Origin of the sequence: Nitrospirillum karajorum (assembly GCF_036348415.1) — a bacterium.
GTDB classification, from domain to species: Bacteria; Pseudomonadota; Alphaproteobacteria; order Azospirillales; family Azospirillaceae; genus Nitrospirillum; species Nitrospirillum amazonense_B.
The window spans coordinates 124694-139896 of record NZ_JAZBQB010000004.1 but is presented as its reverse complement, the minus strand read 5'-3'; the positions used below and the strand labels follow the sequence as shown (position 1 = coordinate 139896).

At 68.7% G+C, this 15203-nt stretch carries 11 protein-coding genes and 1 pseudogene; all 12 read right to left on the bottom strand.

What is annotated here, in order from left to right; all coding sequences use genetic code 11:
- Position 1 precedes the first annotated feature (1 nt).
- Entirely contained in the window at positions 2–826 is an 825-nt protein-coding gene (locus tag UCD39_RS26500) for a type VI secretion system accessory protein TagJ (protein ID WP_330498614.1), read from the bottom strand.
- Between the two features lie 12 nt (positions 827–838).
- Positions 839–2302: a type VI secretion system contractile sheath large subunit gene (gene tssC, locus UCD39_RS26495; RefSeq protein WP_330498613.1), complete on the bottom strand. Its 1464-nt coding sequence runs from the start codon at positions 2300–2302 to the stop codon at positions 839–841.
- Positions 2302–3795, bottom strand: coding sequence for a type VI secretion system contractile sheath large subunit (gene tssC / locus UCD39_RS26490; protein WP_322481433.1), 1494 nt, complete (start codon positions 3793–3795; stop codon positions 2302–2304). Before tssC (UCD39_RS26490) ends, tssC (UCD39_RS26495) begins: the two co-directional genes overlap by 1 nt.
- On the bottom strand, positions 3795–4304 hold the full coding sequence (tssB, locus tag UCD39_RS26485; RefSeq protein WP_145733445.1) for a type VI secretion system contractile sheath small subunit: 510 nt from the start codon (positions 4302–4304) through the stop codon (positions 3795–3797). The genes tssC (UCD39_RS26490) and tssB overlap by 1 nt, the downstream gene beginning before the upstream one ends.
- A 177-nt stretch (positions 4305–4481) precedes the next feature.
- Positions 4482–5513 carry a type VI secretion system protein TssA gene (gene tssA / locus UCD39_RS26480; protein ID WP_330498612.1) on the bottom strand — a complete coding sequence of 344 codons (1032 nt, stop codon included), beginning with the start codon at positions 5511–5513 and terminating at the stop codon, positions 4482–4484.
- Positions 5510–6781 carry a serine/threonine-protein kinase gene (locus UCD39_RS26475; RefSeq protein WP_330498611.1) on the bottom strand — a complete coding sequence of 424 codons (1272 nt, stop codon included), beginning with the start codon at positions 6779–6781 and terminating at the stop codon, positions 5510–5512. Before UCD39_RS26475 ends, tssA begins: the two co-directional genes overlap by 4 nt.
- Entirely contained in the window at positions 6778–7779 is a 1002-nt protein-coding gene (locus tag UCD39_RS26470) for a PP2C family protein-serine/threonine phosphatase (RefSeq protein WP_330498610.1), read from the bottom strand. Before UCD39_RS26470 ends, UCD39_RS26475 begins: the two co-directional genes overlap by 4 nt.
- On the bottom strand, positions 7773–8357 hold the full coding sequence (gene tagF, locus UCD39_RS26465) for a type VI secretion system-associated protein TagF (RefSeq protein WP_330498609.1): 585 nt from the start codon (positions 8355–8357) through the stop codon (positions 7773–7775). Before tagF ends, UCD39_RS26470 begins: the two co-directional genes overlap by 7 nt.
- Entirely contained in the window at positions 8339–11929 is a 3591-nt protein-coding gene (tssM, locus tag UCD39_RS26460) for a type VI secretion system membrane subunit TssM (protein WP_330498608.1), read from the bottom strand. The genes tagF and tssM overlap by 19 nt, the downstream gene beginning before the upstream one ends.
- A gap of 121 nt (positions 11930–12050) precedes the next feature.
- Positions 12051–13316: pseudogene (gene icmH, locus UCD39_RS28640) on the bottom strand (type IVB secretion system protein IcmH/DotU); the annotation flags it as partial.
- A complete protein-coding gene (gene tssK / locus UCD39_RS26450; RefSeq protein WP_322481426.1) occupies positions 13316–14659 on the bottom strand; it encodes a type VI secretion system baseplate subunit TssK in 1344 nt (447 codons plus the stop codon). The gene tssK and the pseudogene icmH, both read right to left, overlap by 1 nt.
- Before the next feature lie 10 nt (positions 14660–14669).
- Positions 14670–15173 (bottom strand): type VI secretion system lipoprotein TssJ, encoded by a 504-nt coding sequence (tssJ, locus tag UCD39_RS26445; RefSeq protein ID WP_330498606.1) that lies wholly within the window; start codon positions 15171–15173, stop codon positions 14670–14672.
- Between the last annotated feature and the right edge of the window lie 30 nt (positions 15174–15203).

The window sequence follows — 15203 nt, the reverse complement described above, 5'->3', positions numbered from 1 at the left end:
CTTACGCCGCCTCCACGCCGGCCTGGGCTTCGTCGAAGCGCAGGGTGGTGAGATCGGCGGCGCTCACGGCCTCCTCCCCCACCAGGAAGCAGCGCTGGCCCCGGCCCAGGATGCTGCCGTCCCGCTCCACCCAATCGGTCAGGCGGCCCAGGCGGTGCTGGTCGGTCAGACCATCGGTGCCGGCGCCAGCATAAATCATGGGCATGTACAGGCTGCCGGCGGTGCCGTCGCGTAAGCTCAGGCGCACGGGCCGCCAGATCAGGTCGGACAGACGCTTGGCCGGGGCGAAATCCAGGCCCAGCACATCGTCCAGTCCAACCCAGAAATACGTGCCGTCGGCGCTGAGCATTTCCAGCAGGCCGCCACAGGCGTCGTCCAGATCGCGGAAGTCGTCGAAGCGCGCGTCCTTGTGCCGGCCGGCATGAGGGACGCGCAGCGCCTCCGCCTCCGCCAGCGTGGCGGCGGCCCCCGGCCCGTCGCCCGCGCGGGCCTTCACCCCGGCCTCCAGATGCAGGCGGGCTGCGGCAGAAACCTCCGTCAGGAATTCCGGCGGCCGGCCGTCACGGTGCCAGTCCTGGCGGGCCGTCTCCGCTCGGATCAACTGGCGCAGCAGCGAGACGGGAACCATGCTGCCCGGGTCCTGGTTCAGCACCACGGACAGTTGGGTGTCGGCCCGTTCCAATTGGCCCGCCACGCACAGCAGCTCCGCCAGCAGATAGCGGGCGCCGCTGTCGGTAGGGGCCTTCTGCACGTGCGCCGTGGCGGCGGACACGGCCCCCGACAGGTCGCCGGCCTCGATGGCGTGGTTGATCGCGGTCTGGCTCATGGGTTCCTCCAGTCAGGCCTGCGGGCCGACAAGTTCGGTGACCAGCCGGAAACTGGTCTGGACGTCGTCAAGCTGGAAATGCGGTTTCAGGTGGATGACGCAGCCGAAGGCGCCCGGCCGGCCGGCGATGTCGCGGACCTGCACCTCGGCCTCGCGCAGGGGGTAACGGGCCTTGAAAGAGGTGCTGGCGTCGTCATTGGCCAGGCAGTAGCCCCGCAGCCACTCGCGCAGATGATCCTCGAAATCCTGCGCGGTGGCGAAGGAGCCGATCTTGTCCCGGCCGATCATCTTGATGTAGTGCGCGAAGCGCGACGCGCAGAGCACGTACTGCAGCATGGCCGACAGCCGGGCGTTGGACGTGGCCGTCGCCCGATCGTAGATCTTGGGCACGTGCAGGGATTGGCAGCTGTAAAAGACACAAGCGTCGAGATAATTGACCCGTGACAAGGGCACGATGCCCAGGTCGCTGAGCTGCTTTTCCTGCCGGTCGGACAGATAGACGTCCAAGGGGGCCGCAGGCGCCGCGGCGCCCCCCAGTGCCGGGAAGGCGTGGCCGGGGAACTGGTCCACCAGGCCGCCGCCGTTCAAATCGTCGGGCGTGCCCCGGATGTCCGCGAACCAGCCATATTGGTGGAAGGCGCGCATGACCACAGTGGCGAAGGCGAAGGCGGCATTGCCCCACAGGTAATCGCCCGCCCCCGGCCGCCCCGTCCGTTCCGCGAAGCGGAAGCCGTCGATGCGGTTGGGGTCGTGACGGTACGGCGGCCGCATCATCACCCGCGGCAGGGCGATGCCGATGAAGCGGGAATCGTCCGCCTCGCGCAGGGCCCGCCAGCGGATGAACTCATGCCCCTCGAAGGAACGGGCGAGGTCCACGTCGCTGGCCATGTCGCCGAAGCTGTCCAGCCCGAACAGCGCCGGCGAACAGCTGGTGACGAAGGGGCAGAAGGCCGCGGCCGCCACGGCGGCGATGGCCTTCAGCGTGCCCACGTCGTCGGTGGGATGGTCGGCGTCACGCTGGTGCTGCACGGCGTAGTCGCCGATCAGCAGGCCGAACGGTTCGCCGCCGGGGGTGCCGAACTCGTCGCTGTACACCTTGGTGAACAGCTGACTCTGGTCAAACTCGATGGCGCGCTCGAAATCCCGGCACAGCTCGCGCCAGGACACGTCCAGCACCCGGATCTTGATGGCGCGGGTGGAGGCCGACGCCTCCACGAGCTGCAGCAGCCCGCGCCACGACGCCTCCAATTGCTGGAAGCGGGGATTGTGCAGGATGGCGTTGACCTGGGCCGTGAGCAGAGCGTCGATCGCCGCGATCAGCTGGTCGATGACCAGGCGCTTGTCGGGATGGCGGCTGAGATCCAGCCGCCAAGCCGAGGGGGCGTCCGGCCGGGGTTGCCGGCCTTCCATCGCGTCGATGCGCCCCCCCGTCGCCAGGGCCACCCCCGGGGCTGCCGCCTCAAGGGTCTGTTGCATCAGAGTTTGCTCGGTATCCGTGCCACCATGCGCAGGGAGGTCGTCAGCTCCTCCATCTGCAACCAGGGCCGCAACCAGGCGATGGCGTTATAGGAGCCCGGCTTACCCGGGATTTCCTTCACCGTGATCTTGGCCTCACGCAAGGGATAGGCGGCCTTCATCTCCTGGCCGGCGCCCTCGTTGGCGTTGACGTAGTTGTTGATCCAGCGGTTCAGCCAGGCCTCGCAGTCCTCGACCTCCAGGAAGGAGCCGATCTTGTCCCGCGCCATCACCTTCAGGTAATGGGCGAAGCGGGACGTGGCCATCATGTAGGGCAGGCGGGCGGAGATGGCGGCGTTGGCCGTGGCGTCCGGGCGGTCGTACTTCTTGGGCTTCTGCACCGTCTGGGCGCCGAAGAACACGGCGTAGTCGGTGTTCTTGTAATGGCAGAGCGGCAGGAAGCCCAGCTTGCCCAGTTCGGCGTCGCGGCGGTCGGTGATGCCGATTTCCGTCGGGCACTTCTGGTCGGGATCGCCGTCATCGCTGACGAAGACATGGGTGGGCAGGGTTTCCACCTTGCCGCCACCTTCGGCGCCGCGGATGGCCGTGCACCAGCCGTACTTGGCGAACGCCTCGGTGGCGCGCGAGCCCAGCACGTAGGCCGCGTTCATCCAGCAATACTCGTTGTGCTCCAGCGCCAGCGACTTGCCCGAGGGGTCCAGCGGCGCCTCCTCGAAATTGAAATCGTCAACGCTGAGCGTGCCGGCGCCGTACGGCAGGCGGGCCAGCACGCGCGGCAGGGTCAGGGTGGTGAAGCGGCTGTCCTCGCTGTCGCGGAAGCTGCGCCACTGCGCGTATTCCGCCGTCTCGAAGATCTTCTCCAGGTCCCGGGGCTTGGCCAGCTCCTGATAATCCTGGAAGCCGAACAGCTTGGGGCTGGCGGCGGAGACGAAGGGGGCGAAGGCGGCGGCCGCGATGCCGGAGATGCCGGCCAGCATCTGCACGTCTTCGGGATGGTTGGTGAACTCATAGTCACCGATCAGCATGCCGTAGGGCTCACCGCCCGGCGTGCCGAACTCGTTCTCATAGAGCTTCTTGAACAGCTCGCTCTGGTCGAACTCCACCGCCTTCGACAGATCCTTCATCAGCTCGCGCTTGCGCACGTTCAGCACGCGGATCTTCAGGTTGGCGCTGGTCTCGGTGTTCATGACCAAGTGGTGCAGGCCGCGCCAGCTGCCTTCCAGCCGCAGGAATTCCGGATGGTGCATGATGGCCGCCAGCTGCTTGGACAGCTTGGCGTCGATGGCCTTCACCGCGGCGTTCAGCGTCTGGGTCAGGTTGCGGCTGTAGGTGACGGTGCCGCCCAGCGCCTCTTCGGTCAGGGTGCGGAGCAGTTCCTGCACACGGGCCGGCTCCGTCTGCTTGGTGGCGCCGATGGCCTGGTCCAGCAGGGAGGGGCCCTCGACGGTGCCGGCCGCGGCGTCCTCGCGGGATACGGTCAGGGTATCGGACATCACTTCACCTCCTCGGCGGCGACGCCCAGCTGCTGCGACAGCTTCCGCAGTTGCGCGTCATCCTGAAGAATGGATTCCAGCAGGTCTTCCAGCTGGGTCGAACGGTCGGCCTTGGTCAGCAGGTCGCGCAGTTGGTTGCGCGTCTCCAGCAGCTTGCGCAGGGCCGGCACCTGGCGGACGATCTGGCCGGGCTCCATGTCCTCCAGCGAGGAGAACTTCAGGTCCACGGCCATCTCGCTGCCGTCGTCCTGCAACTCGTTGCGTACCCGCAACGACAGCGACGGCTTCATGCGCGCCAGGATTTCGTTGAAATTGTCCCGGTCGATCTGGATGAACTTGCGGTCCTTCAGCGGCTTCAGATCGTCCGTCGGGTCGCCGGAAAAGTCGCCGAGCACGCCGACCACGAAGGGCAGCTCCTTCTCGACCATCGCGCCATCCGTTTCGACTTCGTACTTAATATGCACGCGCGGCTTGCGAACCCGCTCTAGCTTGTCATGAACGCTGGCCATCTACCTTCTCCTACCCAGGGGTTTCTTCATGCCGTCCGGGATTCTTCCGGGACAAAAATCTTTCTTAATCAGCGGGTTATTGCCCATTGTTCGAAACCGGTCTTATGCCGGCCGTGGTCAAGAGGGTGTTGCGCGCCCCGGCATCCGCCAGCAGCTCGGCCAGCAACTCGGGCAGGCTCATGCGCCCGCGCCGGACCAGATCCTCAATGGTGTAGGACAGGGGGAATGCGGCTCGGTCCGGCGGAAATACTGGCCGATCTCCGACAGCAGGCTCAGCGCCTCCTCCCGGCTGGTGATGCCCTGGGCCGGCCGCTGCGGCGCCGATGCCGCCTCGACCACCGGGGCGCCGCTGGCGGATTGCAGGATGACGTCGGGCATGGCGGCCTCCTCCACCTCTTCCTTGGCCGACAGGCCGGTCAGGAACACCACCGCGTCCTCCACCTCCTCCAGGATGTGGGTGATGGTGGAGGTGGGCGGGGCATCGGCGCCCGCCCGTTCGGTCAGCAACCGATCCAGGTCGCGGAAGGCCTGGCGGCAGGCCCGGATGTCGGCCAGCAGCGCCCGGTTACGCACCGCCGGCACCTGGCCCATGCGCTGCGACAGGGCGTCCAGCGTGGGTGGCGGGGTCCGGCCCGGGCGATTGCGGGTGTCCGGCGTCTGGCTGGCGCGCTGGGCCAGCGCGTAGTGCCAATAGGCGATGGGCTGGTCCTCGCGCAGCAGCGGCACCTTGCGAATGGGCTGGATCAGCGTGCCTTCGGCGCCATGGCCGTTCAGTCCGCCGATGGGTGCCAGGCGCACGGCGATACCGTCCTCGTCCGGCTCGGGATGGACGCCATCCCAATAGCGGTCCACCAGGCCGGCCAGCAGGCGGAAGCCATCGGCCAAGCCGGCGAAGCCGTCCAGCCGCACGGCGGCCTCCGTCAGCCAGACGGCGATCTCGATGTCCTTGCTGCGCTCGGCCAAGACGGCGCGGGCCAAATCCTGGATACGCTGCCATTCGCCCAGCGACGACTGGGCCTCATCCTCGGAATCCGCCCGGCGCTCGATGGCGCGGGCGGTGGCCCGCAAATCCTTGAGCTGGAAATAGGCGGCGTCGCCGCCGTTGTACACGCGCAGATCCGGGCCGCAGGGCTGGTCCCCGGGGATCGGGGCCAGCAGGGCCGACAGGTCCAGCACGCTGGATGACACGATAGCGCCATTGTCCATCATGCACCTTTCCGGGATGGCCACAGCCGGCCCCAGAAGCCCCCACCCCTGCCCCCGGCAGCGGCGCTGGCATCCAGCGCACGCAGCAGGGCGGCCAGGTCCGTGGGCCGGCGCTTGGGATCGGGCTGCAACATGGTGGCGACCACGCCGCGCAGGCGGTCCGGCACGGCGCTGATGTCCGGAACCTGGCGCCGGGCGGCCGTCGCCTCCTCCACCGTCTGGCCCATGGGCAGCTTCTCGCCCCGCGCGGCGGCGACGATGACCAGGCCCAGGCTGTAGATGTCGGACGCGACGCCGATGGCGCCGCCATGCATGCCCAGCTGCTCGGGCGAAGCGAAGGAGAACTTGCCGGCGAAATCCAGGCCATCGCGCGGGGTGGCGCCGTTGCGCATTTCCCGCGCCACGCCGAAGTCGATCAGCTTGGCCCCGGCCGGATTGTCCCCCGGCAGCAGGATGTTGTCGGGGGACACGTCGCGGTGGACGATGCCGGCGGCGTGCACCGCCGTCAGGCCCGCCGCCAGGCGGCGCAGCAGGGCTTCCAGCCCGGTCAGACCCAAGGGACCCCGCCGCAGGAAATAAGACAGCGACTGGCCGTCGATATATTCCAGCACCAGCATGGACCGGCCATCGCCATCCCGGTACAGGCCGGCGCAACTGACCACCGCGTCATGGCGGATGCGCTGCAGCAGGCGGCCTTCCTCATGGAACAGCCCGACGATCTTGGCGTCGTCCCGATATTCCGGGATGATGACCTTGATGGCCTGGTCGGTCTTCAGGTCGCGGTGGCGCACCCGGTAAATCTCACCCATGCCGCCACGGGCCAGCAGGGTGCGGACGACGAAGGTGTTCAGCATCGTGCTGCCGGGCGCCACCGACCAGCCGGTGGGATCGGTCTTGACCGCCTGTCCCGCCGCCGGCGCCGGGTCATCCTCCCACGGGCGCTGCACGGCCTGGATATGACGGTCCAGCGCGGCCCGGGCGCCGCTCAACAGGTCCAGCGACGCCACCTCATCCAAGCCGGCGCGGTGCGCCTCCGCCCGGACGCTGGCAATGAAGCCGGCGACCCGGCTTTCCATCACCTCCCGCGTCGGCACCACCGGTGCCGCATCGGGGGTGACCATGACCTCGGTCAGTTCGGCCGGGGCGAAGCGGGTCAGCTCGTCCGGTGCCTCCGGGCTCACCAGAAGCGAGGTCATCTCGTCCGGCTGCTGGGGCGCGTCCGCTACCGCGTCGGCGCCGGGCAGGCTGGTCTTGGCGGCGGCCTGGGTCATTCAGCACCCCCTTGCGACGCCGCATCCAGGGTCGGCGACGGCTGCGCCGGCACCGGGCCACCACTGGCATGAAGCGCGGCCTCCGCCACCGGATGGTCGCTTTCCGGCACATCGACCACGACGGCCGTCAGGTTGTCCGGCGCGCCGCTGACCAGGATGTTCTCGATCAGCGCGTCGACAGTTTCCCGGGGCGGCAGGCCGCGCAGGATGCTGGCGATCTCCGTCTCGTTCAGCACCTTGGTCACGCCGTCACTGCACAGCAGGAACCGGTCACCGGGCTGGACGACATCCTGGACCATGTCGATTTCCAGGGTGTCGGCGGCGCCCACGGCGCGGGTGACCAGCATGGTGGCGCGCTGCTGCTGGTTGATGCCGGCGGCGACATGGTCGGTGGTCAGCTGGCGCAGCCGGCCCGCGCGCAGCAGATAGACGCGGCTGTCCCCCACCCACAGGCAGTTGAAGCGGTTGGCATAAATCAGCAGCACCACAGCGGTGGAGGCGATCAGGGCCTGGTCGCCCAGCATGGCCGCCTGGGACCGCAGCTTCTCGTTGGCCTCCACCAGGGCCTCGCGCACCTCATCCACGAAGCCGCCGTAGGACAGCGGCGGCATCACCGCGTCCAGCGCCTTCACGGTCAGCGCACTGGCGACCTCGCCGGCCGAATGACCGCCCAGGCCGTCCGCCACGCACCACAGCCCCAGGTCGGGACGCACCAGAAGGGCGTCCTGGTTGATGGTGCGGCGGGTGCCGGCATGGGTGCGCCCATGGCTGGGCAAAGCCACCACCGGACGCAACAGCAGGATGGGCAGTTCCTCATCCGCCAAGTGCAGCGCGGAGTCCGCGGGACGTTCCCAGCCCCAGCGTTCCCAACGGCCGTCCAGGAAGGCGGCGTAGTTCTGCGGTGCCGGCAAACCGGGGGAAATGAGCAGGGAGGACGCCACCTTGTCCGATCCGGTGGTCCACCACAGGCTGAAGCGATTGTTGAAGCCGATCAGCACCTGGTCCAGCAGTTCGGCATAGGCGGTTCCCAGGGCGCCCCGCCCATTGCCGCCCCCATTGTTGGCGAGACCGACGCGGAAGGCGCTGCTTTCGGCCGGGCCGCGCGTGGTGTCATAGGGGGGGCGCCCAGGACGCGGGCCGCCCGGTCGAAACGGTCGAAGTCGAAATCGTCATCCAGGGAACTGAGCGCCAGATCCTCCAGCTTGTCGAACCAGGCCCGGCCGCTCTCGATCAGCCGGATGGGGGCGACGCAGCCGGGCAGCGGGGTGGCCAGCACCAGGGGGAAATAGCGTCCCACCCGGTCCACGCTGGGCATCAGCACCCCGGCCATGGCCACGTCGCCGCAGACCCCCGGCCCCAGGACGAAGCGCCAGACCGGCGTGTCCAGGTAGCTGGGCAGCCACGCCTCGCCCATCTGCCGCTGGCTGGTCGACAGGGATGCCTGCAGCCATTCGTCCAGCGGGCGGACGACCGTGGGATCCAGCCGCCGGGAGACGAAGTCACCCCGGGCCGGGATCTTGCCGAAGAAACCCGGCTCGTGAGCCGAGACGGCGCCATTCAGAAAGAGACTGGACAACGGAACGCCCTCAGTTCTTTGAGGATGAAGGGATTGAGCGAGGTGCTGGACTTCACCTCGAAGCCGGCGTTGTGGCTGCCCGAGGTGAAGTTGACGCGGAAGTTGTCGCTGCCCAGGGTGGTCACCGTTCCCTGGTCGACCAGGTGGAACAGCGACCATGGGCCGGTCTTCATCACGCTCTGCGGCAGGCCGTCGGTCACCTCGAACACCACCCGGCTGACGCCGTTGGGGTCGCTGTCCGGCCACTGCAGGGAGGCTGGCCACTGCGGACCATGCTGGTATTCGATCTGCTGGCCACCACTGGCGAACAGCACGCCGGTGGTCTTCGGGTCCAGGGTGACCGGGGTCACCTGCAGGGCCACGCGGGGCTGCTGCCCGCCGTCGGGGAAGAAGGCGTCGCGGATCTGGGCGGCGTACTGGAAGGAGGCCAGGACGCTGTCGGGAATGCCTAGGCCCGTGTCACCCACCTTGCTCCACCGCCACTTGGCGCCCGATGTGTCGACCAGGGTCTTCAGGTGGTTGTTGAAGAAGTTGTCCAGCATGCCGTTGGGGGCGAACAGCCGGGTGAAGTCACCCACCGAGATTTCCTTGGCGCTGTCCTTGGCGAAGGGATAGCGCCCGTTCACCGCGCGGGTGCAGAAGCCGCCGACCTCGGCGCCCCACAGATTGCTCAACTGGGCGCGGGCACCGCCCACCGACTGTTCCGACGCGCTGCCGGTGATGGTGGCGATCCAGCCGTTGACCGGACGCGGCATCTGCGGCGCCTGGCTGTTCAGCATCTGGATGGGGCCGCCGGCGCCGCCGTGGGAGGTGCGGGCATAGAGGGCCATGCGGCCATTGCCCGGCCCGCTGGCGACGTTGCTCAGCTCCTGATAGGCCTCACCCAGCAGCCGCACCAGATCCTCCGCCCGCGCCGGCGCCCCGTTGTTGGGCGTGACGAAGTCGGCGATGGGCTGGAAGTGCTGGGCCACGGCCACGGCGCCCGAGGCGGCGTCCGGCGTCGGCAGGGCCGCCGGAGCGGCGGCGCCACCGCCGGCGGCCACGGGCTTGGGCCCGCCCGGCAGGGGGACGATCTGCGTCTCCGCCGCGATGTCCTTCAGCAGCTTCAGCATCGGCATGTCAGGGCTGGACACCAGGTTCAGCACCGCGATGGTCTGCTGCATGTCGGCCAACGGCACGACGCGCAGGTCGCCCAGCATGGTGTCCCACTGCTGGATGTAGTCGGCGTAGTACAGCTGCGTCACACGCTCACGCAGGTCCTCCGCCTGGGCCGCCTGCGACGGGGCGTTCGCCCCGGCGGGCTTGTCGCCCAGGACCCAGCTCTGCCCCTGCACCTCGGTGATGACCGCGTTCAGCGTCGGCAGGAAGGCCTTGTAGCCTTCGGGGGTGTAGAGGCCCGGGATGCCTTCGGTCAGCGGCTTGCCGGAGATGCGGGTGAAGACGTGGTCCGCGGTGGCGCCGGCATGGTCGATGGGCCGCCACTGGGGTAGCTGGCTGACGCCTTCATGCTGACGTACCAGGGCGTAGACCCGCTCCGCCGGCGACAGCTTTTCCAGGCTGCGGCGCGACTGGCTGATCAGGTTGGCGTCCAGGGGGATGGGGGTCAGGCTGCCCCGGGTCAGCAGGCTGTCCAGGTGGCGCGCCAAATCCTCACGCAGGCCCTTGTTGGCCTCACCCGGCCAGGTGGTCGCCCAGTCGGCGATCATCCACTGGCGCACGGCGTTCGCGTCCAGGGGGCCGCGGCTACCCAGCATCAGATAGATCTTCAGCGCGCCGGCCACGAAGTCGTCATCGTCCTCATGCGCCTGGATCTGCTTCTGCAGCCGGACCAGCAGGCGGGGCAGCATCAGGCCGTTCAGCGCCCGGTGGTAGACGGCGGCATGCACCGTCTTCAGCTTGTCACCCTGGTAGAGGCCGAAGGTCAGCCACTTGCTGGCCACGCCCTCATTGTTCTCCAGGCCCGTGGGCAGGTTGCGCAGGATGTTCAGCGGCTTCACGACGCGGACCAGATCCTCGTCCGTCACGCCTTGGCTGGGGATGCCGGTCGCCGCCTTGTCATAGGCTTGCAGGCCGTCATCGATCAGGGCCACCTGGCGCTTGTTCTCCTGGTAACCGGTGCTCCACGCATAGGCCAGGACGCCCAGGATGACGGCGGCGGTGGCGTAGGTGGCGATGCGCAGGCGGCGCCGGCGCTGCTCCACCTTGGGGTTCAGGCTGACGACGGCCGCTTCGGCGAAGATCACCTCGTTGAACAGCCGGGTCAGGAAGTAGCTGCGGCCCTGCCGGTTGTTGGCCGGCATGCGCACCGGGTCCAGGCCGAAGGTGGCCGCGATGGTGGCCATGGTGCGGTCGATGGGCATGCCCACCTGCACGCTGCTGGTGAAGTAGCTGCCGCGCAGCAGGGGCCGCGTCTCGTACGGGCTGGCGCGGAAAATCTCCGTCAGGATTTCCAGCAGCGCGTCGCCGAGGCTGGCCACCTGGTTGGGGAAGTTGAACACCAGGCCGCGGCGCTCGATGTCCGCCTCCTGCTGCACCCGTTCCAGCAGGCGTTCGTTCAGGCGGACGACCAGGCCCTCCAGCTCCTGGGGGAACTGGTCGACCACGCCCGGGCTGTCGGCGGCGCCGTCATCCAGGGGGAAGGTCGTGCCCCAGACCTGCTCGCGCTCCGACTTGCCCAGGTTGTCGAAGAACTCGACGAAGCCTGGCACCAGGTCGACCTTGGTGAACAGGACATACACGGGGAAACGCAGGCCGAACCGGTCATACAGCTCGTTCAGGCGCAGGCGGATGGCGCGGGCATGGTTCAGGCGCTCCGTCGGGTCGGGGGCCATCAGGTCGGCCAGGCTCATGACCACGATGGCGCCGTTCACCGGCTGGCGCGGCCGATAGCTCTTCAGCAGATCCAGGAAGCCCAGCCAGGCGGCTTGGTCCTGATGCGGATCGCTGTCCTGGGTGGTGTAGCGGCCGGCCGTGTCCAGCAGGATGGCCTCGTCCGTGAACCACCAGTCGCAGTTGCGGGTGCCGCCGATGCCCTTCAGGGGGTCGCGGCCGATGGTGGTGGACAGCGGGAAGTTCAGGCCCGAGGTCAACAGGGCGGAGGTTTTGCCCGAGCCCGGCGGCCCGATCATGATGTACCAGGGCAGCTGGTAGAGGTAGCCCCGGCCCATGCCCTTGCGGCCGGCCTTCTTGCGCAGTTGGCTCAACGCCTCTTGCAGGCGGTCGCGCAGCAGGCGCAGTTCCTCGGCGGAGGCGGCATCGGCGCCGCGGCGCTTCTCCTCCTCGCTGGGGTCGGTCAGGTCGTGGACCATGCGCCGGTCGGTCTGGCGGGCCTTGAGGTTGACCTGAAGGTTGAAGGCGGCCCAGATGGCGAAGACGGCGCCGCAGGCGATCATCCGCACCAGGTCGCCCTCCAGCGGCCGGTGGCTGCCCACCGCCACCAGGGCGCCGAAGAACCAGATGACCAGGGCGAAACCGATGGCCCACACCAGGGACCAGGCCCAGCGGGCGCGGAAGGGCTGCGCCAGGGCGGAAATCAGGGGTTGCGCGAAGTAGACGCTGCTGGGGACGTTCATTGGGCCGTTCCCTGGTTGGGGGTCGGGGCGGGCGTCGCGGCGGGGGTCGCTGAGGCGGCCGACGGCGCCGGAACGGCGGCCGGGGGGAGCTCAGGATCACGTCGATGCGGCGGTTGGCTTCCCGGCCGGCTTCCTGGTCGTTGCTGGCGACGGGCTGGGTGTCGGCCATGCCCTGCGCCTTCAGGCGGGACTTGTCGGTCAGGTGGGTGGCGATGACGGCGGCGACCGCGTCGGCACGGGCCTGCGACAGATGCCAGTTCGAGGGGAACCGGATGGTGCGGATGGGAATGTTGTCGGTATGGCCCGTGATCAGCACATTGCCGGGCCGGGTGTTCAGGGCCTCGCCAATGCGATGCAGCAGGGCGATGTAGCTGTCATTGACCTCGCTGCTGCCCGACGCGAACATCCCGGCGTTACGGATACGGACGACCGTGTCGGTGCCTTGGGGCACCACGGTGACCAAGCCCTGCGCGATCTCCGGCGCCAGGAAGGCGCGGAACTGGTCAAGGTCCCTTGACTTCGGTTGGACGGGAGCGGTCGGCTGGGCCAGGGCGACGCTGGGCTGGCCCACCGGCGGCAGGGTGGCCATCTTTTCCAGCGTGGCATCGGAACTGCCGTTCAGGGCGAAGCTGAAGCCCGTGGCCATCACGGTGATGATGATCAGCGTGGCCGCCATGACGGTCCAGAACTCGATGCTGGGCAGCAGCGGGCGGAAGGGCGCCTCCACCCCGCGCCAATGCACCGACAATTCGCGTTCCGCCTCGCCGCGCCGCTGAGTCAGCACGCGGTAGAGGTTGTCGCGGATGCGGGCGTGCTCCAGGGAGCCTTGCGGCAGGATGCGCAGACGGCCCTCGAACCCCAGCGACAGGCAGAGGTACATCAGCTCCAGCACCTGGAAGTTGGCGGCCGGATCCTTCAGCAGGTGGTTCAGCAGGTCGTAGAACCGCTCACCGCCCGTAACGTCGATGTGGAAGGTGATGACCATGCCCGCTCGGGCCCAGCTGCTGCTGGCGCCCCAGGGGGTGTTCAGCACGATGTCATCGAGGGTGGCGCACAGCGCGTAGTGGGCGGCGCGCGCGGCCTCGTTGGTCACGCCGGTGCCCTGCGCGCGCTTCTCGAAGGTCTTGATCTCATCGGAAACGCGCTCGCGCAGTTCCTCGATGTTGGACTGGGCGGCGGAGGTGCGCAGGCGGCGCGCCAGGGTCAGGATGGGGCCAGCGGCCGCCACCAGCGGGTTCAAGCCGCCGAGCGTCAGGTCGACCGTGTCTTCGGGCGCATAGTCGCTGGGCGGGGCCGCCACCTGCACCGGCGCCGGACGCCGGCCACCGGGCGTCGGCTTGATGATGGTGGGTTCGTGCGCCGTCTGGCCGTAACTGGGATAGGACATCACGCACCCCCCTTGATGGCCCACAGCTCCATTTCAACCTGGGCGAAGTCACCCGCCAGGTGCAGGGCGATGCCGCCAGACTTCTGAAGCTGCTTGAAATGCTGGCTGCTGCGGTCCAGCTCGAAAAAGACTTGGCCGCTGCGATAGGGCAGCTGGCGCGGCGCCACCGGCAGGGGGCGCACGTTGATGCCGGGCAGGGCCACGTTCACCAGCTGGGCGATCTGTTCGACCGGGCCGATCTTCACCTGGTTGGGGAAGACGCGGCGCAGATGCTCCACCGGCATGTCGGCGTTCACGGCCAGCACGAAGGTGGCGTTGAACAGCAGCGACCTGTCGACGATGACGCCGACCTTGATGCCATGGCGGCGCGCCTGCAGTGGGATGGCGACGGCGGTCTGCTCCAGCACCGCGCTGAGCGAGGCGCGCAGGTCGGAGAACACCGGGCGGAAGGTGTTCTGCAGATCCTCGTGCCGGTATTCCGGGAAAACGGCGGCGCGCTTGGCCTCGGTGGTGAAGGTGGCCAGCTCCCCGGCGATCTCCACGCACAGGCGATAGAACCGCTCCGGATGCAGCATGGGGGCCGTGGCGGCGTAGTGGCGCAGCAGCGGCTCGTACCGGTTCACCGTCTGCAGCAGCAGGAAATCCGCGATCTCCGCCGCGCCCTTGGCCGAGGGGCCGGACAGGCGCCCGGCCAGCGCCTCCGCCCGGTGCTGGATCAGGGCCTGCAACTCGGTCAGGAAGGCGGCCAGGGGCGCCTGCGCCGCGACCGAGGTGACCGGGGCGATGAACTGCTCATCCAGGATGATGGCGCGGTCGGACCGCACTTCGACCACCCGGGCGATGGCCACCTTCTCATAGCCGGCCAGGGGCTGGGTTTCCGGCGCCAGACGCAGGCGCAGGCGGGCCACGTCCATGGGGGCCGCCTGGTCGCTGCCCAGGTTGGCGTCCTCCGCCTCATACCGGGCGGGGACGAAGCGGGTGATGGCGTCCTCGGAATTGGCCAGGCCGACTTCGGCTCCGCCGGGCTGGCGCACCGGCAGCGTCAGGTAGATCAGGCAGTTCTTGGTGGTGTCGAACAATTCCAGCGGCGGCGGATGGTCGGCGTCGTCGGGAATGGAAAAGGGCGTGCCATCCGGCAGGATGCCCTTGGCGGACACGATGGCGAACTTGCCGATGCCCAGCAGCTCGCGGTTGATGGTCAGCTCGCTCAAGCCCCAGGCGAAAGGCGTCAGCGGTTCGGTGCGCGCGTGCAGCAGGCGTTCCACATGGCGGTCGGCCTGCTGGAAATGCTGGACCCGTAGGAACATCCCCTCGGTCCAGACCACGCGGTTGGCGGACATCATGGCCGGGGCCTCACTTGGCGGAGGTGCGCTGGGGGGCGGCACCGGGGGGCGGGACGGCGTCGGCCGTGTCGCGCTTCACCGCCAGCCCGGTGGCCCCCACGGTGACGCTCAAGGTCACGGGGCCGGTGTCCGGCAGGGCCACGACCTCGCGCCAATTGGCCTGGTCGATGGCGCGGTAGGCGGCGACGATGCCCACGTAATGCACCTTGTCGTTCTGCGGCAGGGTCATCTGCTTCTTCTCGCCCGGCTGCAGCACGAACTCATCCCGGCCCAGCTGGTCCGTCCCCAACGCCTGGGCATCGTGCTGGATCAGCTGGATGGGGGCGGCGATCGTGAACTTGTCCTTGGACGCCAGCTGATAGACCCGGGTCACGATCGGCGAGGGCCGGCCCAGCGTATCGGGGTTGGCGTCGGGGCCGACATTGATCGACACGGGCACCGTGGTCCGCGCCGGCGGGGGCGGAGGCGGCTCGTGCGAGCACGCCGCCAGTTGCAGGACGGCGCCGGCGAGCATGGTGACAAGGGCGATGCGAGGGGCGGTGGT